Here is a 20837-nt window from a genome sequence, read left to right as displayed (position 1 = left end):
ACGGTACAAGCGCACAGCGCGTTGACGTAGCTCGTCGGGGTATTTCTTCGGTGCTGCCACGGACGACTTCCTCCCCCACGGCCATCAGACCATGATCAAGAAGCTCCATGAAAGCGGGGGTGGCTCAGGCCGGCTGCTGCGGGGGAGGGCCGGGCACGTCCTGGCGGTGGAGCTGGTGCCACGACTCGGTGACCCGGTGGCAAGTCAGTCCCGGGGTTGGACTGGCGCGGCAGCCGGAAGCCCCGACCACCCGACCAGAGCAGCCCCGCCGGCTTCCGTCACGGCCTCGCTGGCGCTCGCCCTGTCTTCGGTGGGGCGGTGCCCCGGCGGCTGTCGGTGGCTCACCGCCCCGGCGCCGTAGGCGGCCGGGGCGGCTTGCCGCCGGCCGGGCTTGCCGCCCCACACCGCGCGGAGCGCGGTGCCTTGATACAAAAAAGATTAATTCGGCAAGCTCAACAGCCTTACTTGTGTGAAGCGATAACTGACGTGGGATGCAACTCCGCCAGGTGATCTGCGACAGGTTCGGCGATTGAGGGGTGGCAGGCTAGCCGCAGGTCAACGTTCTGCCAGGTCGATGAGAGCGCACTTGCTCATGGGTCGCGCAAAACCCCATGACGAAGTTAATCATAGGTGGCATAATAGTCTCCGATCATCCAGATGGAGGTAAATATGGTGATGCTGGACACTCAGCTAACCTCGGCCGCGCTTAGAGGCGGCGTTGGCGAACTTGACTTCTCGGTTGCGTCCACCACCCTCCAAGAGATTTTCGGGATGCAGTTCGGCGAAAACGCGAATAACCGGTTCTATCTGCCGCTGATCCAGAATGAAAGTCATCTGTGGGTGCATGCGAACATGGTCAGAGAAAAGATGGGGAGGTTGAGAACATCGAAGCGAAAGCCTCGCACTGATCGACTGGTCATCGACTTCACCCAAGATCATCCCACTGTGGTCGAGTATAGTCACCTCGCCACTTGTCGACTGTTGAAGTTGAGTGCCGCGTCACCTGAAATTGGGTCCAAGATTTTTATGGCGTACGCCGGAGAGGCGTTACCCAAAGCCGCCTTCTCGCATGCTAGTAGCCACTTCAGGAAGTTGGCGAAGAGCTCTGTCCGATACCTGCCGCTCACGCTGGATATAGCCGAAAGAGCGTTGCCGCTACTTTCGGTTTTCGAAGCTCGGTACAACCTGAAAGTAGATTTCCGAAATTCTTGGAATGATATCCTGATTCTTGCGACAGCGATCCGCGCGAAGGAAGTGCTACTCACCAAAGATCGGGTCTTGGCGGAGTTTGCTTCCGAAGTTGCCTGGGCGAAAGTTTCCAACGGCGCTAGCGATAGCTTAGAGGTAGATTTCAGCGCCTCGTCGGCGCTGCGGCGTTTCAATTTTGAAAGCAAGGGATACATAAATCTCGGATGGCGAGCACGCAGCCGTTGAATTCCTCGTTAGGGTGGTCGAGGTCTTCCCGGGCGCGCTCCTCACGCCGTGATCAGTGCGCCTGAACCGAATTGGGATTTTGCCTCTTAGGTCTCTGTGGTGTGGGAGGCGAGTGCAGCACCCGCACGCCTGCTTGAAGCACGTACAACTCCCTCCGAGCTACGGCTTCGCCCTTTCCGTCTAGCTGGTAGCCGTCCATCCACATCCAGCCGTAATAGGTGTGTAGTTCCGTGCGAATCTTGATGAGGCGGAAGAAGATAGGCTTTATGAACTGGGGGCTTGCCGCGCGGGTCAGATGCAGCACATCGCCGGCCTTCACGAGCGGTTCTTCCTGTTCCGCCAGGCGCGTAGGGTCTCTCTGGCGTCCGCCAGGCTGGGGCATCCGTCCTTCGTGCACTGCGAGCACGCGGAGCGGTTGTGAAAGTCGACGACGTAGCCGGCTCGCAGGACGGGGAACGGGGGTTCTGGTCGCCGTTGCGGGATCGGCATGGCTTACCTCTGGTTGAGGCGCTTGACGGCCTTGACGAAACGCCAAGCGCTGGCCTTGGTCGTCGAAGGGTCTCGTGGTGGCGGGGTGGCGAATCGGCCGGTCCGTGTCTGCGGCTCCCGGTCGTGCGTGGATGGGGTCGGCTCGCCGGCTACGTAGTCCATGGGTTGGCCTGGGCGCTGGAACCACTTGAACCTAGTCATGCGTCAAGAGTAAGCGAACAGGGTATGCGCGCACTAGGCGTCCATCAACTTGACGCAGGCCTAGTCGGCGTGTGCCTAGCGTCAGCGTCATGGGCAAGAAGCTGCGGTTGGTGGGTTCGGGGGAAATCCGGACCATGCTGGGCGGCGTCTCGCGGCAGCGCGTCTACCAGATCACCAACCGGCGTGACTTCCCTGAGCCGGTAGCCACGCTCCAGATGGGCAACGTCTGGCTTGCCGAAGACGTTGAGGCGTGGATCGCAGCCAAGCGCGGGGACTTGGACTAGCTCTAGGTGGGTGCTGGCTCTGGAGGTGGGTCCAAGGTGGCACGTCGACTGATGACACGAGAAACGCCCCGGTGATGATCTCCCGGGGCGCTCGTGTGCGGTGTGGTGGTGCTACAGCTCGTCGACGGCGAAGGCGGTCACCAGTTCGGCCATGCTGTCGATGACGGCGTCTGCGGTGGCGAGCCGTTCGCGTTTGCCGGGCTTGTTGGCGTACCCGATGGCGGCGACCCCTGCGGCGTAGGCGGCCTCGATGTCGCTGACCGAGTCGCCAACGAGAACGCAGTCCGCCACCTCGGCGCCCAGCTCGCGCACGGCTGCCAGCACCGAGAACGGTTCCGGCTTCATCCGCTCGGGTGCGGCCTCGGGGCGTCCGATGACCGGATGCACGTACGAGGTGAGCCGGCGGCCGTTCAGGTAGGCGTGAACGGAGCCGGCGAAGTTGTTCGACACCACGGCGACCCGGCGGCCGGTCTGCTGGGCGGCGACGATGACTTCCCGGCCGTACAGCGTGGGTTCGGCGGTGCGGGCCGCGGTGACCTCTTCGCGGGTCATGGCCTCGTCGACCAGGCGAACGACGGCAGGGCGCCCGACGGTGGCGGTGAAGCGGAGCACGGCGAGGGGTCGCGTTCGGCCAGGATCTCGGGTGGCAGGGTCACGGCCTGGTCAACGAGTAGCCGGCGCAACTCGTGGGCGACGGTCGACGCCGAGTGCTGGGCGAAGACGCTGCACACGGGTCCGTCGAAGTCGAGCAGGATCACGCGGGCGCGGTTGACGAGGGCGGCCAAGTTGTCGGCGGCCACGACGCGTACTCCCGGGCGATCGTGCTCCACATGCTGTCGAACCAGGCGCGGGCCTGCTCGACGTACAGGGCGTCGTTGCTGGTGTCCTCGTCGCTGGGTGTGAACGGGACAGGATGGCGTCTTTGCCCATTGCGTCGTAGATCGCCATGGGCTTGCCGTCCACGGAGACGGTGTGCTCGACGACGGGGTAGAAGCCGAAGAAGGCTTCCTGCTCGTTGATGATGAACAGCTTGAACAGGGGTGCGGCGCTGTGGACGCGTACCTCGATGGTGGCGGTCTTGACCAACCCGAGGTCCGCCACGACCGCCGGCTGACCGGCCGACAGAGGTGGTCCGTGCATCCCGGACCCGGTGCTATGCCGCCTTTCCGGTGGTCGTCCGCGAACGACCACCGGGAACACGGGTCAGCTGGCCTTGTATGTGAGGTAATGGCCCTTCGGCCAGCTGTGAAAGTTGTTTAGCTCGGATGCCTGACCGCTGCAGTCAGGGGTCCGGTAGCCGGGGACGCTACGGAAGCCGCCGCTCCAGGCGAGCAGCCAGGTCGTGTCGGCCGGGAGTTGGTGGCAGACGCCGTCAGGTGTGGCCTGCCTGCCGACCACTTCGGTCGGCTCGCTCGAGTAGAAGACCAGGCCCTGGTCGGGGCTCTGGACCGGCTCGCCGGCGGCTGCGGGCGACGCCGGTAGCGTCGCGGTCAGCGTGGTGAGCAGGGCGGCGGCGAGACCTGCGGCGATTCGGTTGGCGGATATGCGCATGGGTGTCCTTCCTGGACGGCCTTCAGGGTAGGGGCCGAAGCTCAGCTCAGCCCGGAGTTAAAGTGACCTCCATCGATTCCACGATCTACCCAAGAAGTTCCTGTGTCAACCGACCGTCAACGGGAACCAGGCATCCGCTCGTTCGACCAGGCCGGGCGGCCGACCCGGTGCGCACAAGCGGCTGTGACAGCAGGATTGGTGACGCAGCCGTGAGGGACTGGCCTGAGGCGGGAAGCGGGCCCACCGCCGCGCCTTGCGGGCGGCAGGGGGTTCACCGCAACTGGAGCAACCCACGTTCGGTCATGTGGGCTCGCAACGTCTCGGCGTCTTCGGCGGACATCAAGCGGCGTGGGATCACGGTCGCCGGCATCCGGCCGACGTACACGATCCAGAACTCAGGGGTGTCCTTTACCTGGGTGACCCCGCCGCGCGCGCAACCGCACCCACGGCCAGTACAGCATCGACAGCAGACCACCCACGATCATCGCCATCCACAGCGGCGAGATCTGCTCGCCCCGTGCGAACCCCTGCGAGACGGCGAAGCCGATCGCCCCGCATGCCGCCTCGTGCACCGGGCGGTCGGGTGGCGGCCTGACGGTTGGGCTCCGCATCCGCATCCGGTCGGGGGCCTGTCCGTCGGCTCGGCGGATAGGGAAGACTCGCGGGCATGGCTGACTTGGGCGATGCGAAGGCTGTGCTGCACCACTACCTCCGAGCGGCTCGCGAAGACCTGCTCTGGAAGCTCGACGGGCTGAGCGAACGCGAAGCCAGACTGCCCCGCACCGCGACCGGCAACAACCTGCTGGGAGCCGTCAAGCATTGCCTCAATGTCGAGGCCAGCTACTTCGGGCCTACCTTCGGGCGCGAGTTCCCGACGCCTGAGGAACTGGTCCCCATGCAGGCGTACGACGAGGATCCGCAGGCAGACTGGTACGCGCGGGAAGAGGAGACGAAGGATGGGCTGATCGACCTGTATCGCCGCGTCGGGGTGTTCGCGGATCAGACGATCGAACAGCTACCGCTCGACGCGCCGGGGCGGGTTTCGTGGTGGCGGCCAGGTAGACAGGCTGTGACGCTGCAAAAGATCATCGTCCACGTGACCTGCGACCTCGCTCGTCACGCCGGTCATGCCGACATCATGCGTGAGCAGCACGACACCGCGATCGGCCTTCGGCGGGAGAACACCAACATCCCCGACGACTACGACTGGCCGGCGTACGTCGCCAAGCTGACGAAGCTGGCTGACCGCTTCGGATAGCCGCCCCTCCTGCCGACCCAAGCGGTATCCGCCCTCCAGGTCCATGCCTCCTCCGCCGGTCACGACTCCCAGCGACGCGCGATCCGCGGCAGATCCGGATGTCCGAGCAAGGTGCATCGGCTCCAGCCGGCGGCTGGCCGCAGAGCAGCAGGTCACGTGCGGGGACGGCTGGTGATGCCGTCCAAGACGGTGGTCAGGTTGTGGTTGAAGGTTTCCTCGGCATCGAGGTGGACGCCGTCGATGACGAGCCGGGCGACGGTGGGGTACCTGCCGGTTTTCAACATGCGGGTGAGGTAGGGGCCGAGGCTGGCCTGCCAGGCGGCCTCGTCGGTGCCGGTGGAACGGGCGGTGCGTCGCTCGGTGACCTCTCGGCGGACCGCTCCGATGATGAAGGCATTGAGGGCGCCCAGAGCCCGCTGGAGATCGTCGAGGCTGCGCACGCCGGGGGCCTGACTCAGCGCCGCCGCGGTCGCTTCGCCGACGGCGAGCGCGTGAGGTCCCAAGTGTGGCCTTCCGCCGAGCAGGTCGGAAAACCACTCATGATCAAGGGCGACGTCGCGGGTCGCGTGGGCGACGGCCAGCACCGTGGCGCGCCACTCGGAGTGCTGGTCGACCTCGGCGATCCGGGCATAGACGACATCGACCATCAGATCGAGTAGTTCGGATCTGTTGATCACGTAGTCGTAGAGCCGCATCGGACCGACGCCGAGCTCTTTGGCGATCTTGCGAACCGACAGGCCGTCGAGGCCGTGCGCGTCGGCGAGCCGGATCGCCGTAGCGGCGATCTTCTCGCGGCTCAGCGGCACCGGCACCGCCCGCGGCTGGGGCTCGGGCCGTTCCCAAACGGGCAACGCTTCGCTACCGTACGGTGTATCCACCAATACAGTGTACGGTAACGGGGTGAGAATGCGAATCGCGATCGCCGGTGGCGGCCTTGGCGGGCTGACGCTGGCACGAATCCTGTATCAGCACGGCATCGATGCGGTGGTGTACGAGCGGGAGGCAAGCCGATCCTCGCGGCCGCAGGGCGGCACGCTCGACCTGCACCCGGAGTCCGGGCAACAGGCCCTGGCCGAGGCGGGTCTCGCCGACCGGTTCCGGTCGGAGGCACGGCCCGAGGGCGAGGAACATCGGATCGTCGACCCGACCGGACGGACCCTGGTGCACCATGAGCCGCAACCCGGCTCGTTCTCCGGGCGTCCCGAGATTGACCGGCGCGCACTGCGCGATCTTCTGCTCGATTCACTCCCCGGCGACACGGTTGTCTGGGGGCGCCGGCTTGTCGCGGCGACCCCGCGACCTGACGGAGGCTGGGAACTGACGTTCCATGGCGGCCACCGAACCGGCTGCGACATCCTCATCGGCGCGGACGGCGCGCGCTCGGTCGTCCGGGCGCTGCTGGCCGATGTCCAGCTGTCCCAGGTGGCCACCCTCGTGGAGCTGAACATCAGCGACGTCGACCGGCGTCATCCTGATCTCGCCGAGCTGGTCGGCCCCGGGAACCTGTGGTGCGTCGGCGTGAGCCAGATCCTGGCAGCGCAGCGCCTCGGCGACGGCAGCCTGCGGGTCGGGATCTCGCTGCCCGCAGACGATCGCCCCATCGACACATACCGTAGTAAGCAGGCCCTGCTGGACATGTTCGGTGGCTGGGACTCACGCCTCACCGCACTCATCGAGGCCGGCGACAGCGCGCCGACGCCGCGCCTGATCGAAGCGATGCCCATCGGTACGCGCTGGTCCAGCCGGCCGGGCGTCACCCTCATCGGCGACGCCGCGCACCTCATGCCGCCGGTCGGGGAGGGCGCCAACCAGGCCATGCTCGACGCCGCCGAACTCGCCGGCCGACTCGCCGCCAACCCCACCGACCCGGACTCGGCGATCCGGGCGTACGAAGAGGCGATGTTCACCAGGACGCACCCGATCGCCGAAATGTCCGCACGAGTCCAGGCGATGATGCTGTCCCCCACCGCAGCGGAAGGCATCATCCGCTTCTTCGCGGCCGGGCCCGCCGAACCGGCGTCCGCAGGCTGAGAACACGCTGTTCAGCCGGCGACCGCAGCCGTTCGGATCGCCGCCTCGGATCAGGCTGCCCACCCTGGAAGATCAGTGGTGCACGGTGGACAGCAGACCAAGGAGTTTGAGGGCCTCGGCGCTGCGGCTGTTGGGCTCGGCCTGGTAGATGATCAGTTGCTGGTCGGCGGTGCCCCGTACGTCGAAGGCGTGGTAGGAGAGGGTGAGGTCGCCCACCGCGTTGTGGTGGAAGGTCTTCGCCTCGTGGGTCTTGCCGCGTACGTCGTTTCGTTCCCACAGTGACCGGAACTCCGGCGCCCGCTCGGTCAGTTCCGCGACCAGTTGCAGCGCCGGCCGGTCCCCGGGCGTCGTTCATGCCGGCCGAGCCGTCATCCAACTCCCCCTACGTGGGCATGTGGATCAATTCGACCGGGTTCATCCACCAGGAGTTGACCGCCGAGGGCCGCTACGACGAGGCGCGCGGCGAGCAACTGGAGGTTCTTGCAGAACTTCGTGCCGATTCCCACCTGATGCTTGACGAATCCGCCCCAACCCCTCGGTTGCGATTGCCGCGATGGCGGCGTGTGGCCGATGAGGGCCTTCGCTGGGCCGCTGTAGGCGCTCAACTTCCGTGAAGCCGGCTCGCGCCAGTCGCTCGGAGAACTCATCAACGGGCCAGCGATAGGCGGTCACGACTTTGTGGTCGAAGGCGGCGACCTCGTCACCTACGAAGAAGCTGGTCACCAGCCTTCCGGCCGGGGCCATTGCGCGCCGGAACTCAGCGAGCACGCCGTCGAGATCTTGCGGCGGCAAGTGGATCAGCGAGCCCCAGGCCAGGATGCCGGCGGTGGAGTGATCGGCGACGTCGAGGGCTTCCATCGACCCGAGCTGGTACCTGCCGCCCGGGTGGGCCGCCTGCGCATGGGCGATGAACTCGGGGACCATGTCGATTCCCGTTGCGTCGACGCCCAACGAGCGAAGGTAGTCGGTGATGTGGCCGGGTCCGCAGCCCAGATCCAGCACCGTGCCGGGTCGGCCCGCCAGCTGCCGCCCGATGAGGGCGAGGTCGTCGGCGTGTACCTGCTGGCTTGTGCCGAACAGCCCGATGTAGAGCTCTGCGACGGACGAATAGGCCCGCCGGACCTGCTCCAGCTTCACCGCGCGACTATAGCGGCCGTCGCTGCGGACCCACCCCGCCCGGCTCCTCGGCATACGGGACTGGGGCCCCGTATCCGGACGACAATCCCGAAATCAGCCATCAAGCATCAGGCGGGACGCGTCAGCCTCAGGAGGTGACACGGCGGATCGGCTGAAGCCGCAGGTGAGAGCCCGTTTGCTCGGGTTGAGTCGAGGGCTCTGTGGCGCGCGGGCCAGCAGCGGGCGAGGGGCCGGGGTGCGGATGCGGGTCCCGCCCGGGCCGGGTGGCCGGGACACGATCCTGGCAGTACTGGCGTCTCCTGGTACGGTCGCGAGGTGAACGTCGAGGAGCACTGGTGGAACGGGGAGGCGACGCCGCGGGGACGTCGCGACATCTACATCCTTACTGATGGTCAGCGCTGGGAAGTTCAGGCGCAGATCGGTGGTGCACAGGGCCGTTCAAAGGTGCTGGAGTGTTCCAGCCGCAGCTCGGCGAGCATCCTCGCCGGGGCTTGGCGCGGGAGTAACCCGACCTGGCGCGAACTGCCTCACTGAGGGTCGTTTCCGTCAGACTGACGGTAGCGGCAGTGGTCGGAGGCCGCACGCAGGGCAGCAGTCCGCAGGCGTGCGGCTGGCCGGCTGTACGGGGCTCGTAGTCTCACCAGGATGGACGGCGACGACGAGCGGGACCTGGTCCGACGACTGACGATCACCGCGGAGGAATTCGTTCCCGAGGGCACCAGCGGACACACCCTGTTCTGGGCACGGCGTTCGGTGAGCTGATTGGGTGGCCGGGCGCTCCGCGATCCGGGAGCGTCCGCTGCGCGCCTCGCCCGCATCGGCACGTGACGCGTGCTCTCCCTGCGTGGCCTCCGCTGGCGGCAGGGCGGGTATCGGGTCGCTGTTACGATCTTGCCGTGCCCGCTCACCCCACCCCACCAGGCCGAATGCAGTCTGGCCCCTGGCGACCAGTAGACGGGCGAGACGACCGGCCGAGGCCGGCCCAGCCCCAGCCGTATCCGTACGGGATCGCTCAGGCCGGAGGGCCCCCGACCGGTCGCGTTCCGGTGGCGGGTGCCTGGTCGGCCGGCAGGTCGGTCCGGAGGACCATGCTGGTGGTGCTGCTCGGCCTGGCCGTCGCCGGGCTGAGCGTGGCTGTCGCGTACGTCACGGTCGGCTGGCCGAAGGCGGTGCCGATCAGCACCGGCCTCGCCCTCTGCGTCGTCTTCGCGGTCGCCGTGGGTGTGTTGCACCGGGCGGCATGGCTGGCCTTCCTCTCGATGGTGCCCGCCCTGTTCGTGCTCGTGGGTTCGGTGCAGCTCGCCCCCGAGGCGGTGCTGGAGGAACGCGGCGTCCGTCAGCAGGTGACCATCGTCGGCGTCGAGGTCGCCGGCAAGAGGCACGCGTTCACCCTCCGGGGCGACGAGGGGCCGCTCGACGAGCCGATGATCTATCGGGGCAGCAACCCCGGCTACCGGATCGGCGGCACGCTGGTCGTGCTCACCGATCCGGACGGGGTGGTCGCGCTCCGGGCTGCCGATCGGGTCGACTCCCGCGGGAGGCTGGTGGCGCTGGCCTTCGGTGCCGCCGGCTGGGCCGTCATCGCACTGCTCGCCGGCTGGCGCGGGCACGTCCGCCGCCGCGAGGGCCGGTTCGAGACGCTGATCATCTAGCCGATGTGGACCGGGGGCCCGGGCCCGGGGACGAGGCGTGGCCTCCCGGTCCGCTCGTCCGACGGCGGCTCGCCCGAAGGTCGCGACGTCCCGCATCGCCGGCCGCCGCACACACCAGGCGGTACGCCGGTGAACGGCGGACGCGTCAGCTCTTGCTGGTCGCCAGCTCGGCCAGCTGGTCGAAGGTCCGCACGAGGACCTCGCGCCGCTGTGCCCGGTATTCCGGGCCGGGCTCCAGGCCGTCGATCGCCCCGTCCCAGACGCCCAGGAACCGGGTCTTCCAGGCGGCGATGGTGGCCGGGTCGGGCAGGATGGCCCCGACGTAGTTCTGCCGCGCCAGGAGGTGCAGCAACTCCAGGTTGCAGGGCACCGCGACGCCCCAGTAGTCGTCGGGCTCGATCCCGGACGGGTCGCCGGCCATCGCCTCGGTGACCTCGGCGATCAGCCGGCTGGTCAGGTCCGACAGGTGGTCGGCCGCCGTGTCGTCGTCGAAGTTCCCGCTGCCCCAGGTTCCCATGGTGTCCGCACCCTCTCCACGCTCGAATCCGACCGGTATTGAAGCAGGCCCCACCGACGGTTCTCCCGGACGCCGGCGTGCGGCCAGGGCGACTCTCGCATAGGGTCGTGACGTCGGGGCCCGGCCGTCTTCCCGAACCATCGGTACGCGGGGGCGGGCCGGACAACCGGCGGCCGAGCGGCAGCGCCCCGAGCACCGGCCGGGCGTGCCGACGAGGCCTGGTCTGAGGAGGAGGGCGCGATGCCGGACAGCGAACGTGAGGCCGAGTTGCTCGACGCCGAGCGCCGGCTTCAGGCCGCCCAGCGGGCGGGGGACGTGGCCGCCTTAAACGGGCTGCTCGACGAGCGCCTGATCGCCTTCGGCCCGGACGGGAACAGGTTCACCAAGCAGGACGACCTGATCGCCCACCGCGACCGGACCTCCGTCATCGACGAGCTGGTGGAGGAGGAACTGGACCTGATCGTCGAGGGGACGACCGGGGTGACGTTCTTCCTGGGCCGGGTGACGGGGACCTTCGGTGGCGTCCCGGTCACGGCGAGGCTCCGGTACACCAGGACGTGGACGTACGGCGAACGCGGCTGGCGGATCCTCGCCGCCCACATCAGCACGGCCTGAGCGCGGGGCGACGGTCGCGGCGGCGGGTCACTCGGTGGCGTCGACCGTCCGGCTCCGGTCGTCGTCGGCGGGGCGCGGGGCGACGATCTGCACGGACACCCCCGCGTTGCCGTTGTGCGTCTCTATCCAGGCGTCCAGCGCCGACCGGCAGGCGAGGTCCACGTGCCGCAGGCCGCGCAGGTCCAGCCGTACGGTCCGGTCGGGCGGCAGCCCGTTCAGCGTGGTGAGGATCGTAGGCAGCCGCAGGAACGTCGCGTTCCCGGAGATCACGACGTCGATCGGCCCGGCCGGGCCGTCCCGCACGGTGACCCGCACGTGGGACGTCTCCCACGCCGTCTTGACGATGGCCAGGCCGAGGCCGACGAGCACGCCGACGAACATGTCGGTGGTGACGATGGACACGGCGGTCACCGCCAGCACCACCACCTCACCCCGGTGCCCCCGCCACAGCTCCGGCACCGCCCGCAGCGGCAGCAGCTTGACCCCGGCGTGGACGAGCACGGCCGCGAGCGCGGGCAGCGGGATCAGCCCGAGCAGGCCGGGCGCGGCGACGGCGAACAGCAGCAGCCACACCCCGTGCAGCACCCGGGATGCCTTCGTCCGCGCGCCGGCCCGCACATTCGCGGAGCTGCGTACGATGACCGCCGTCATCGGCAGCGCGCCCAGCAGGCCGCAGACGGTGTTGCCGGCGCCCTGCGCCACGAGTTCCCTGTCGAAGTCGGTGCGCGGGCCCTGGTGCAGCCGGTCGACCGCCGCCGCGCTGAACAGGCTTTCCGCCGAGGCGACCAGGGTGAACGTCGCGACGGTGGCGAGGACGCCCAGGTCCGCCAGCGTGCCCCAGTCCCCGGGGGAGGGCCGCACCGCCGCGAGCAGTCCTTCGACCTGGATGGTGTGCACCGGCAGGCTCAGGGCGGCGGTCACCCCGGTCGCGGCCGCCACGGCGACCAGCGCGCCGGGGACCGCCCGGAGCCGGCCGGGCAGGGCGTCCCAGAGCGCCATGACCACGAGGGTGGCCACGCCGACGGCGAGCGAGAGCCGGGCCGTGGCGGAGGTGACGAGGTCGCCCGCCAGCCCGGGCAGGGCGGTGAACTTGCCCAGCCCGGAAGGCGGCGCGGTGCCACCGGCGAGGACGTGGAGCTGACCGGCGATGAGCAGCAGGCCGATGCCGGCGAGCATGCCCTGCACCACGGCCACGGAGATGGCCCGGAACCAGCGGCCGAGCCGCAGCAGCCCGAGGCAGACCTGGAGCAGCCCGGCGACCAGCACGATCGTGCCGAGGCCGGCCAGCCCGTAGCGGTCCACGGCCTCGGCGACCAGCACGGTCAGCCCGGCCGCCGGGCCGCTGACCTGCATGCTGCTGCCGGGCATGAACCCCACGACCAGGCCGCCGACCACGCCGGTGACCAGGCCCAGTTCGGCGGGTACGCCGGAGGCGACGGCGATGCCCACGCAGAGCGGCAGCGCGACGAGGAAGACGACGAGGGAGGCGGGTAGGTCGGCGCGCAGCGAGCGCCAGGACTGGGCGGAAAGCAGCATGGTCCACTCCGTGAGGCAGCGGGGGAGCAACGGGTTGCGCACCACCGCCCGGCGGAGACCGGGCATACCGCCGACGGGCCGTCGGCGGTGCGGGGGCGGAGGTGCGCGTGGTCGGCGGGCGACCGCGTGGTCGGCGATATGCGGTGGGCTGCTCCGACGTTTCCGGGCTGAGTCGCTGTCGCCGCCCGTCCCGTCGGCCGACCTGGGAGGGCGGGCGGGTGGCTGCGGCGGTGACGCCCGGAGCGGGCCGGTCAGCAGCGCAGGATGCTCAGCCGGATCGGGTCGGGGGCCGCGTCCGCAGTGAGCGGACGCCCGTCGGCGGTGTTGTCCCTGCGGCACGGCACGTCGGGCGGCGTCGACGCCTCCTGATTGACCGGATCGCGGCGGTCGGTCGTCGGGTTGCTCCGCCCGGGGCGGGTGACCGACCCGCACGCCCTGCCGTCGAAGCTCGCCACCACGGTCCCCTGCGGCGACCGGCCGGTCCGCGCGGCTGGGTTGGTCACGTCGAGGTACGTCGCGAACCACAACCGGTCGGCCCGCGCGGGAACCTGGGCACGGTCGGCCCGCGCGGGAGCAGGGGTGAGGTCGGCCCGCGCGGGAACCGGGGCCAGGTCGGCCTGCGCGAAATACGGGGCGAGGCTGAGCCGTACCTGGCGCGGCGCGGTGCCGGTCCGCGTAGGTGGCGCGGCGACGGCGGCTCGCGCCTCGGGAGCCGGCGCGTCGACCGACGTCTGGGCATGGGTCGCGACGAGCCCCTGGACGGCCGGAGCGGGCGGTGGGCGGCAGGCGAAGCCGAGGTGCAGCAGGAGCACGCAGGCGAGCAGCGGGGCGACGGCGACGAGTCTGCGCTGCATCGCTCACCCCCAGCCCACGACGCGTGCCTGCGGGACCGCGCACCCGCGTCGTGGGGACCAACCCGCCGCCGGGGACATCGGTTACGCCCGTTTCAGCAGGTGAACGGGGCTGTCAGGGCCGGCGGCCGGCCGCCGCCGTCCCGGTCTGACGCCGGACACGGTGCGGCCCCGGAGCGATCGAGCGCTCCGGGGCCGCACCAGGGGTGGGGTGATCAGCTGGTGGGGGCGAGGTACAGGAGGCGGTTCGGGGAGCCGGTGCCCGGGCTGGTCACCGTGCCGGTGCTGGCCGTGGAGACCAGGTGCGAGGCCACCTGGGCCGGGGTCCAGGTCGGGTGGCTCTGCAGGACGCGGGCGGCGCCGCCGGCCACGTGCGGGGAGGCCATCGAGGTGCCGCTGATGGTGTTGGTCGCCGTGTTGCTGGTGTACCAGGCGGACAGGACGCTGGTGCCCGGCGCGAAGATGTCCACGCAGGTGCCGTAGTTCGAGTACGACGCGCGGGCGCCGTTGCTCTGCGTCGCGCCGACGGTGATGGCGCTGGCGACGGCGGCCGGCGAGTAGTTGCAGGCGTTGGCGTTGGAGTTGCCGGCGGCCACCGCGTAGGTGACGCCGTCGGCGACGGAGTTCGCCACGGCGGTGTTCAACGCCGCGTTGAGCCCGCCGCCGAGGCTCATGTTCGCCACCGCCGGCTGGCCGGCCTGGTGGTTGGAGGTCACCCAGTTGACCCCGGCGATGACGCCGGCGTTGGTGCCACTGCCGGCGCAGTCGAGCACCCGCACGGCCACCAGCCGGACGCTCTTGGCGACGCCGTACGTCGAGCCGCCGACCGTGCCGGAGACGTGGGTGCCGTGGCCGTTGCAGTCGGCGGCCGGCAGGGCGTTGTCGACCGCGTCGTAGCCGTCGACGGCCCGCCCGCCGAACTGGTTGTGGGCGATCCGGATGCCGGTGTCGATGATGTACGCGGTGACGCCCGACCCGGTGGTGGTGTAGCTGTAGGCGCTGTCCAGCGGCAGGTTGACCTGGTCGATCCGGTCCAGGCCCCACGGCGGGTTGGTCTGGGTGGTCTCGACGGTGACCTTGTGGTTCTGCTCGACCCAGGCGACCGCCGGGTCGGCGGCCAGCCGCTTGGCGGCGGCCTCGGACAGCCGCGCCTCGAAGCCGTTGAGCGCCTCGCCGTACACCTGGGCGACGTCGCCGCCGTAGCGCTTCGCGAGCTTGTCCGCGGAGTTGGTGACGGCGGCGACCTGGGTGCCGGCCTTGCCGCCGACGGCGGTGTCGTTCAGAACGACGATGTAGCTGGAGGGGACGGCGGTGGCACCGCCGGCGGAGCGGATCTCACCGGTCGTCGGTGCCGCGGTCGCCGGGCCGCCGATCATGGCCGAGGCCATCGCCGATACGGTCAGCACGCCGAGGGCAGCGACCTTGCGGGGGAGCGTCATCTGTCGGTCTCCTCTGTCGTCGACCGCGTCGGAGCTGGTCGTACGCGGTCCGAGATCGTGATGACAGGCTATCGATAGATCCACGTCTGGCTATATACCAGTAAGGTCATAGCATCGCGCGCAGCTCGTCGAGGACGGCCCGCTGGAAGGCCCGCGCGGCCTGGCCGCCCGGCGGCGGGCCGCCGTGCCGGGCGGCGATCGCCCGCTCGATCAGCGCCGCCTCGGGATGCCCCCGCTCCACCAGCCGCCGGCCGGCCGCGACCTTGGGCAGCCACACCCCGTCGCGGCAGCGCGCCAGCGAGCGGCAGGCGCCGAGCACGGCGTCCTCGGCGCCGGCCGCCGGCGCGTCGCCGGGCGGCGTCGGCAGCGCGAGCCACCAGGTCAGCGCGTCCACCAGCAGCCGGCGCAGGTCGGCCGGCGTCAGGTCGGCGAACGTCTCCGCCGCCGGGGGCCCGGTCAGGGCCAGCCCGCCGTGGTGCAGGATGCTGCGGTCCAGCCCGTACCAGAACCGGCCGTCCGCCGCCGCCCGCCCGCCGCCGGACCAGGTCACCCGGAACGGCATCCGGGCGCCGGTGTTCAGCTCGACCTCGAAGCCCGGCTCAGGGGTGCCGGAGCGGGCCACCTCCCGCCGGTAGACGACCAGCTCCAACCCGCGCGCGGGGCAGGGCAGCGCCTCGTGCCGCAGCCGGGCCACCAGCTCCCGCTTGCGCCCGTCGGTCAGGGCGTGCGCGCAGACCAGCGCCACGTCGACGTCGCTGCGTCCCGCCTGGTACGCGCCGAGGGCGACCGAGCCGGCCGCGTACGCCCCCAGCAGGTCGGCGCCGAGCACGTCGCGGGCCGCCCCGACGAGGTCGGTCAGGTACCGCCGTACGTCCGGGTCCATGCCGCATTGTGGCGTGCCGGCCCGGGGCGGATGGCCCCGGGCCGGCATGAGGGGCCGACCGGTTGCGGCGTCGGCACGGCCGGACCGTGGCGGTGCCGCGTGCTCCCCGGCCGTCAGCTCGCCGGCAAGCGCCGGGTCACCGCCGCCAGGAGGTCGGCGTCACGCCGTCGAGCAGGGCGGCGAGCCGCTCGGCCACCGGCGGGGCGTGCAGGTGCAGCCGGGCCACGTTGATGGTGTCAGCCCCGACCACGGCCAGCAGCGCCTGCGCGCTGACCGCGTAGACGCTCAGGTAGCCGAGCGCGTTGCGGACGGTGGACTGCTGGAAGTCGCCCTGCCCCAGCCGCAGGCCGACCTGACGACCCAGGCCGTACGTGGTCGCCGCGAGCGCCGCCAGGTCGTTGGGGTCGACGTCGGTCTGCATGTTGTGGGTGATCATCAGACCGTCCACGCCGCCCAGCACGCAGCCGTGCACCCCGGGGATCTCCAACCGCAGCTCGGCCAGCGCCTGACCGATCTGCGGGTACGGCAGCGCCGGGTTCCCGGCGAGCGACGGCGGGAGCGACCGGGGCGGTGGCATCCCCTCGGGCGGTCGGGCGGTGCGGCGGGGGAGGATCGTCCCGGTGTTGTCCTGTCCGCTCACAACTCCAGGTTCTCCTCGATGGTGCGCAGCTGGTGACGGGCCATCGCCAGGTTGGCCCGGCTCTTGCTCACCATCAGGTACAGGAAGAGCCCCTTGCCGGTGCGGCTGTTCACCGGCCGGATCAGGTGGTACTGGCTGCCGAGCGTGATGAGGATGTCCTCGATCTCGTCGTTGAGGTTCAGCATCTCGATGGTGCGCATCTTGGCGCGTACCACGTCGGTGTTGCCGGCGGCGGCGACGGTCAGGTCGATCTCCCCGGTGCCGCCGGCCACGCCGAGCGTCATGCCGCTGTTGTAATCGACGAGGGCCACCCCGATCGCCCCATCGATACTCATCGCACTCTTTAGCGCGATGTCAAGATTCGCCACAGTTCATCTCCCCAGCTATGACGGGCCGGCGCCACCGTCTCGTACCGAGGGTCACCCCTCGATGACAGGTGGCGCGACGCCGTGAAAATGCTCCGACGAGGCTCGCACATGGCCGGTTCCGGCGCACCCGAGGGTGGTCGCATCGACCTGAGCGGACGAAGGGACTGGTCCCGCCAGTCCCGTAAGTGGGACGCTCCGACGGATGGTTGATCTCGGGTCCAGCTGATATGAAGTTCCCCAGGTCGGGCGGTATGGGGCAGTGGTCCCTCCGCCGACCCTCGTGGCCTTCTCCGACCCTCGTGGCCTTCTCCGACGCCGCCGTCAGGCCGACCAGCTCACCGCCTGGCGGACCCGCTCGTGCTCACGGGCCAGCTCCGCGCCACCGCCACCAACACCAGGTGTACGCCGAACAGCAGCCGCGACAGCACCCACCCGAACGCCCAGCCGATCGCTTCGCCCGCCTGCTCCAGCAACCCGCCCCCGGATACGGTGCGCACCGGCCTCAGCAGGTCGGCCGCCGCGCCGAGCATGGTGAACGCGGGCGTGAGCAGCGACCGGCGGGGATCGCCGTTGACGAAGTGGCCCAGCTCGTGCCCGAGCAGGGCGACCCGCTCCTGGGCCGGAAGTGAGCCCCACAGCGGCAGCCCCAGACAGAGCACCCGCCGTCGGCGCGGCCCCACCGCCGTCGCGTACGCGTTGAGTGCGCCGTCCACGCCGATGACGTGCGGCGTCGCCGCGCCGCCTCCCGGCGCGTCGAGCGGTCGACCGACCAGCCGGTCGAACTGCCCGCGGGCCAGCCGGAAGGCGAGCCGATACGTCCGGCGGTCGACCCACGGCCAGCCGAACTCCGCCGGGCGCCGGTGCGGGTCGTAGGCGTCGAGCTGCCACTCGCAGCTGGCGCACCAGGGAGTGGCATCCCGGTGGGCACCGTCGGTGTGGCACAGCGGGGGCAGGGGACGGCCGTCGGCTCGGCGGTCAGGTGCGGCACAGCAGCCGTTCCGGTCTCGCGTCGTCCTCCGTGTCGCACCCCGGGATTGTGCGCCATCGCCCGCCGCCCGGCTGCCCCGCCCAGCCTTTCGTGGCCGCCCCGACGGCGGGCCCGGGCCGCCCGGCGGGGGCGCGACGCATCCGGTTTGGCGGGTTTCGCGGTTCCGGCCCGGCCGCTGACCAGCACGTCTACTGTGGAAGCCGCTACCGGTTCTGGTTGAACCGGTGGCGGCCGGGCGGTTCGCGGTGCACAGTGATCCCATGAGCGACAGCGGAAGTGGTGGGCACTACTACTGGTGCACCCGACACCACCGGGTCGAGACCGATGCCGACGTCTGCGCGGCGCGGCACGTGCTCGGTCCGTACGCCTCGGCAGCCGACGCGGAGAACGCCCTGCAACAGGTGCGGGAGCGTAACGACGCGTGGGACGCCGCAGACGCCCGTTGGGCCGGGGAGGACAGATAAGCGGCGCGGGACCGCCCGTGTCGAGGAACTCCGTGCCCCGCGAGGCGGCACGCGAGCGAATGTCCCCAAGGAGGGAACCCAGATGGCCGAAGCACAGAAGGCCACCGCCCGCCCGGCCGCCAAACGTACGCCCGCGAAGAAGACCGCTACGGCCGGGCAGGCCGCGGGCGGGACCCGTGCCACGGCCGCGCGCCCCTCGGGGACGGCCGGCGCGGCCCGGGGGTCGACCGTGACCAAGGCGTCCCCCAACGCCTCCGGCGCCGGGGCGGGCCGGGTGCCGGCGAAGACGGCGGTCGCGAGGAAGGCCGCCGCGACGAAGATCGTCACACGTAAGGCCCCGGCCTCGAAGACCACGGCGAAGAAGGCCCCGGCCTCGAAGACCGCCGCGAAGAAGGCCCCGGCCTCGAAGAGCACGGCGAAGAAGACGACCGCCGCCGCAGGCCCGGCGACGAAGCGGACCACGGCCGCCGCCGCAGGCACCCCGGCGAGGAAGGCCGGGGCGACGAAGGCCACCGCGGCGAAGGCCGGGGCGACGAAGGCGCCGGCGGCGAAGAAGACGACGACCACCGTGGCCAGGAAGGCCCCGGCGAAGAAGACCACCGCCGCGAAGAAGACCACCGCCGCGAAGAAGACGACCGCCGCGAAGAAGACCGCCTCGACCCGGCCCACCGGCGGCGCCCGCAAGGCCGCCGCGAAGAAGGCCCCGGCGAAGAAGGCGACCGCCACCTCGTCGAGCACCACCCGCAAGGCGGCGGCGAAGAAGGCCCCGGCGAAGAAGACCACGGCGAAGAAGACCACGGCGAAGAAGGCGACGGCCCGCACGGCTGCGCCCCGGACGGCGACAGCCCGGACGGCGGTGCCCCGGACGGCGGCGGCTCGCGCGAGCGCGCCGCGCGGCACCCGGGCGACGGCCCGCAAGGCCGCCGGCTGAGCGCAGCCGCCCGCTGCTGACCGCCCGTCGCCGGCCCGCCACCCGCACCGGGGTACGTGGACCGGGCGGCGGGCCCGCGAGGTGGCGGGGGAGCGGATCGCCCGTTCCGCTGTCAGGATTGACCCCGTGGTGATCCGACGTGTACTGGCGCCCCGTATCGACTTCAGCGCGCTGCGCCGCGAGCTGGGGCTGCCCGAGCAGTTCCCGCCCGCGGCGCAGCGTGAGGCCGAGGCGGCGGCGGCCGCGCCACCCCGGCCCGCCGCCGACCGCACCGACGTCCCGTTCGTGACCGTCGACCCGGCCGCCTCGCGGGACCTCGACCAGGCGATGCACCTCGCCCGCCGCCCCGGCGGCGGCTTCCGGGTCCGGTACGCGATCGCGGACGTCGCCGCGCACGTGCGCCCCGGCGGCGCGCTGGAGGAGGAGACGTGGCGGCGGGGGCAGACCGTGTACCTGCCCGACGGCAATGTGCCCCTGCACCCGCACACCCTGAGCGAGGGCGCGGCCAGCCTGCTGCCGGGCGAGGACCGGGCGGCCGTGGTGTGGACCATCGACCTCGGCCCCGACGGCGACACGGTCGCCGTCACGCTGGAACGTTCCCTGGTGCGCAGCCGCGCCAAGCTGGACTACGCGGGCGTGCAGGCCGACGCCGACGCCGGGCGGCTGCCCGAGCCGATTGCTCTGCTGCCCGAGATCGGCGCCCTGCTCACCGCGCGCGGACTGCGCCGGGGCGCGGTGAACCTGCCGCTGCCGGAGCAGGACGTCGAGGCGGACGGCGACGGCTGGCGGCTGGTGCTGCGCGGGCCGGTGCCGATGGAGGACCACAACGCCCAGATCTCCCTGCTCACCGGGATGGCCGCCGCCGACCTCATGCTGGCCGGCGGGATCGGGCTGCTGCGCACCATGCCGGCGCCGAAGCCGGAGGCGGTGGCCCGGCTGCACACCGCAGCCGCCGCGCTCGGCGTCGACTGGCCGGCCGGCGTGGGCGTGGGCGAGGTGCTGGCCGGGCTGGACGCCTCGAAGCCCCGGGCGGCGGCGTTCGTCGACCAGGCGGCCGAGCTGATGCGCGGCGCCGCGTACACGGCGTTCGACGGCGTGCCGCCCGACCAGCCGCAGCACGGCGGGGTCGCCGCCGCGTACGCCCACGTCACCGCGCCGCTGCGCCGGTTGGCCGACCGGTACGCCACCGAGGTCTGCCTGGCCCTGCACGAGGGGCGGGCGGTGCCCGACTGGGCCCGGGCGGCGCTGCCGAAGCTGCCGGAGGTGATGGCCGTGACCGACCGGGCCGCAGGCGCGGCCACCCGGGGCGCGGTCGAGCTGGCCGAGGCGGTGCTGCTGGAGCACCGGGTCGGCGAGACGTTCGACGCGGCGGTGCTCGACGTGGACACCTCGCCGAACGGCCAGCCGAAGCCGGGCCGGCAGCCCGGCGGCACGGTGGCCCTGGACTCCCCGCCGGTGCGGGCCCGCTGCACGGGCGAGCTGCCGCTGGGGGAGCGGGTCCGGGTCCGCCTGGTCACCGCCGACCCGGTTGCCCGGAAGGTCCTCTTCGCGCTGGCCTGAGCGCGATC

At 71.0% G+C, this 20837-nt stretch carries 22 protein-coding genes and 3 pseudogenes; 11 read left to right on the top strand and 14 right to left on the bottom strand.

What is annotated here, in order from left to right; all coding sequences use genetic code 11:
• Positions 1 to 669 precede the first annotated feature (669 nt).
• Positions 670 to 1434, top strand: a complete 765-nt coding sequence (locus tag GVV04_RS23780; protein ID WP_161690538.1) for a PIN domain-containing protein — start codon at positions 670 to 672, stop codon at positions 1432 to 1434.
• 779 nt (positions 1435 to 2213) lie between these two features.
• Complete coding sequence (locus tag GVV04_RS23775) at positions 2214 to 2408, top strand: helix-turn-helix transcriptional regulator (RefSeq protein ID WP_028189453.1); 195 nt, start codon at positions 2214 to 2216, stop codon at positions 2406 to 2408.
• Positions 2409 to 2519: 111 nt separating this feature from the next.
• On the opposite strand, the pseudogene GVV04_RS23770 reads toward GVV04_RS23775, so the two are convergent.
• The 3 genes and pseudogenes from GVV04_RS23770 to GVV04_RS23760 all read right to left on the bottom strand — a co-directional run bounded on the left by GVV04_RS23770 (position 2520) and on the right by GVV04_RS23760 (position 4570).
• Positions 2520 to 3238, bottom strand: a pseudogene (locus tag GVV04_RS23770) (HAD family hydrolase).
• A gap of 373 nt (positions 3239 to 3611) precedes the next feature.
• The gene (locus GVV04_RS23765; protein WP_161690536.1) at positions 3612 to 3959 is read right to left on the bottom strand and encodes a hypothetical protein; all 348 of its coding nucleotides are present in this window, start codon (positions 3957 to 3959) and stop codon (positions 3612 to 3614) included.
• A gap of 271 nt (positions 3960 to 4230) precedes the next feature.
• A pseudogene (locus GVV04_RS23760) lies at positions 4231 to 4570 on the bottom strand (YcxB family protein).
• 56 nt (positions 4571 to 4626) lie between these two features.
• On the opposite strand from GVV04_RS23760, the gene GVV04_RS23755 reads away from it, so the two are divergent.
• Positions 4627 to 5217 carry a DinB family protein gene (locus GVV04_RS23755; protein ID WP_161690534.1) on the top strand — a complete coding sequence of 197 codons (591 nt, stop codon included), beginning with the start codon at positions 4627 to 4629 and terminating at the stop codon, positions 5215 to 5217.
• 152 nt (positions 5218 to 5369) lie between these two features.
• Here the strand turns inward: GVV04_RS23755 and GVV04_RS23750 are convergent, their stop codons facing one another.
• Positions 5370 to 6095 carry a TetR/AcrR family transcriptional regulator gene (locus tag GVV04_RS23750; protein ID WP_328822536.1) on the bottom strand — a complete coding sequence of 242 codons (726 nt, stop codon included), beginning with the start codon at positions 6093 to 6095 and terminating at the stop codon, positions 5370 to 5372.
• A gap of 28 nt (positions 6096 to 6123) precedes the next feature.
• Here GVV04_RS23750 and GVV04_RS23745 point away from each other — a divergent pair, with 28 nt between their 5' ends.
• Positions 6124 to 7248, top strand: a complete 1125-nt coding sequence (locus tag GVV04_RS23745) for an FAD-dependent oxidoreductase (RefSeq protein WP_161690616.1) — start codon at positions 6124 to 6126, stop codon at positions 7246 to 7248.
• A gap of 72 nt (positions 7249 to 7320) precedes the next feature.
• On the opposite strand, the gene GVV04_RS23740 is transcribed toward GVV04_RS23745, so the two are convergent.
• The gene (locus GVV04_RS23740) at positions 7321 to 7557 is read right to left on the bottom strand and encodes an MmyB family transcriptional regulator (RefSeq protein WP_235966822.1); all 237 of its coding nucleotides are present in this window, start codon (positions 7555 to 7557) and stop codon (positions 7321 to 7323) included.
• A gap of 44 nt (positions 7558 to 7601) precedes the next feature.
• Here GVV04_RS23740 and GVV04_RS34835 point away from each other — a divergent pair, with 44 nt between their 5' ends.
• A complete protein-coding gene (locus tag GVV04_RS34835; protein ID WP_407938830.1) occupies positions 7602 to 7862 on the top strand; it encodes an Atu4866 domain-containing protein in 261 nt (86 codons plus the stop codon).
• Here the strand turns inward: GVV04_RS34835 and GVV04_RS23735 are convergent.
• A pseudogene (locus GVV04_RS23735) lies at positions 7783 to 8385 on the bottom strand (class I SAM-dependent methyltransferase); the annotation flags it as partial. The gene GVV04_RS34835 and the pseudogene GVV04_RS23735 sit on opposite strands and share 80 nt — an antisense overlap.
• Positions 8386 to 8700: 315 nt before the next feature.
• Between GVV04_RS23735 and GVV04_RS23730 the strand changes: the two are divergent.
• Both GVV04_RS23730 and GVV04_RS23725 read left to right on the top strand, forming a co-directional pair.
• Positions 8701 to 8919, top strand: a complete 219-nt coding sequence (locus tag GVV04_RS23730) for a hypothetical protein (RefSeq protein WP_161690530.1) — start codon at positions 8701 to 8703, stop codon at positions 8917 to 8919.
• Between the two features lie 554 nt (positions 8920 to 9473).
• A complete protein-coding gene (locus GVV04_RS23725) occupies positions 9474 to 10037 on the top strand; it encodes a hypothetical protein (protein ID WP_201753970.1) in 564 nt (187 codons plus the stop codon).
• Positions 10038 to 10182: 145 nt separating this feature from the next.
• Here GVV04_RS23725 and GVV04_RS23720 read toward each other — a convergent pair whose 3' ends face one another.
• On the bottom strand, positions 10183 to 10554 hold the full coding sequence (locus GVV04_RS23720; RefSeq protein ID WP_161690527.1) for a DUF4259 domain-containing protein: 372 nt from the start codon (positions 10552 to 10554) through the stop codon (positions 10183 to 10185).
• 240 nt (positions 10555 to 10794) lie between these two features.
• On the opposite strand from GVV04_RS23720, the gene GVV04_RS23715 reads away from it, so the two are divergent.
• Positions 10795 to 11169 carry a nuclear transport factor 2 family protein gene (locus GVV04_RS23715; RefSeq protein ID WP_161690525.1) on the top strand — a complete coding sequence of 125 codons (375 nt, stop codon included), beginning with the start codon at positions 10795 to 10797 and terminating at the stop codon, positions 11167 to 11169.
• Positions 11170 to 11196: 27 nt separating this feature from the next.
• Here GVV04_RS23715 and GVV04_RS23710 read toward each other — a convergent pair whose 3' ends face one another.
• The 7 genes from GVV04_RS23710 to GVV04_RS34505 form a co-directional block, all read right to left on the bottom strand.
• Positions 11197 to 12705, bottom strand: coding sequence for a SulP family inorganic anion transporter (locus GVV04_RS23710; protein WP_161690523.1), 1509 nt, complete (start codon positions 12703 to 12705; stop codon positions 11197 to 11199).
• A gap of 251 nt (positions 12706 to 12956) precedes the next feature.
• On the bottom strand, positions 12957 to 13559 hold the full coding sequence (locus GVV04_RS23705) for a hypothetical protein (RefSeq protein ID WP_161690522.1): 603 nt from the start codon (positions 13557 to 13559) through the stop codon (positions 12957 to 12959).
• Between the two features lie 212 nt (positions 13560 to 13771).
• The gene (locus tag GVV04_RS23700) at positions 13772 to 14995 is read right to left on the bottom strand and encodes a S8 family peptidase (protein ID WP_161690520.1); all 1224 of its coding nucleotides are present in this window, start codon (positions 14993 to 14995) and stop codon (positions 13772 to 13774) included.
• Between the two features lie 106 nt (positions 14996 to 15101).
• Entirely contained in the window at positions 15102 to 15878 is a 777-nt protein-coding gene (locus tag GVV04_RS23695; protein ID WP_161690518.1) for a nucleotidyltransferase domain-containing protein, read from the bottom strand.
• A gap of 136 nt (positions 15879 to 16014) precedes the next feature.
• A complete protein-coding gene (locus GVV04_RS23690; protein WP_328822535.1) occupies positions 16015 to 16518 on the bottom strand; it encodes a roadblock/LC7 domain-containing protein in 504 nt (167 codons plus the stop codon).
• Positions 16515 to 16853: a hypothetical protein gene (locus tag GVV04_RS23685; RefSeq protein ID WP_201753969.1), complete on the bottom strand. Its 339-nt coding sequence runs from the start codon at positions 16851 to 16853 to the stop codon at positions 16515 to 16517. Before GVV04_RS23685 ends, GVV04_RS23690 begins: the two co-directional genes overlap by 4 nt.
• A gap of 368 nt (positions 16854 to 17221) precedes the next feature.
• Positions 17222 to 17599 (bottom strand): M48 family metalloprotease, encoded by a 378-nt coding sequence (locus GVV04_RS34505; RefSeq protein WP_328822533.1) that lies wholly within the window; start codon positions 17597 to 17599, stop codon positions 17222 to 17224.
• A gap of 535 nt (positions 17600 to 18134) precedes the next feature.
• Here GVV04_RS34505 and GVV04_RS23675 point away from each other — a divergent pair.
• From GVV04_RS23675 to GVV04_RS23665, 3 genes are all read left to right on the top strand, one after another.
• Complete coding sequence (locus tag GVV04_RS23675) at positions 18135 to 18338, top strand: hypothetical protein (RefSeq protein ID WP_161690512.1); 204 nt, start codon at positions 18135 to 18137, stop codon at positions 18336 to 18338.
• 82 nt (positions 18339 to 18420) lie between these two features.
• A complete protein-coding gene (locus GVV04_RS23670; RefSeq protein WP_235966727.1) occupies positions 18421 to 19269 on the top strand; it encodes a histone in 849 nt (282 codons plus the stop codon).
• A gap of 126 nt (positions 19270 to 19395) precedes the next feature.
• Positions 19396 to 20829 carry an RNB domain-containing ribonuclease gene (locus GVV04_RS23665; protein WP_161690510.1) on the top strand — a complete coding sequence of 478 codons (1434 nt, stop codon included), beginning with the start codon at positions 19396 to 19398 and terminating at the stop codon, positions 20827 to 20829.
• The last annotated feature ends 8 nt before the right edge of the window (positions 20830 to 20837 follow it).

It is taken from the genome of Micromonospora rubida (assembly GCF_009908295.1).
GTDB classification, from domain to species: domain Bacteria; phylum Actinomycetota; class Actinomycetes; order Mycobacteriales; family Micromonosporaceae; genus Micromonospora; species Micromonospora rubida.
Note: the sequence above shows the minus strand (reverse complement) of the source record. Positions and strands in the feature narration are given on the sequence as shown.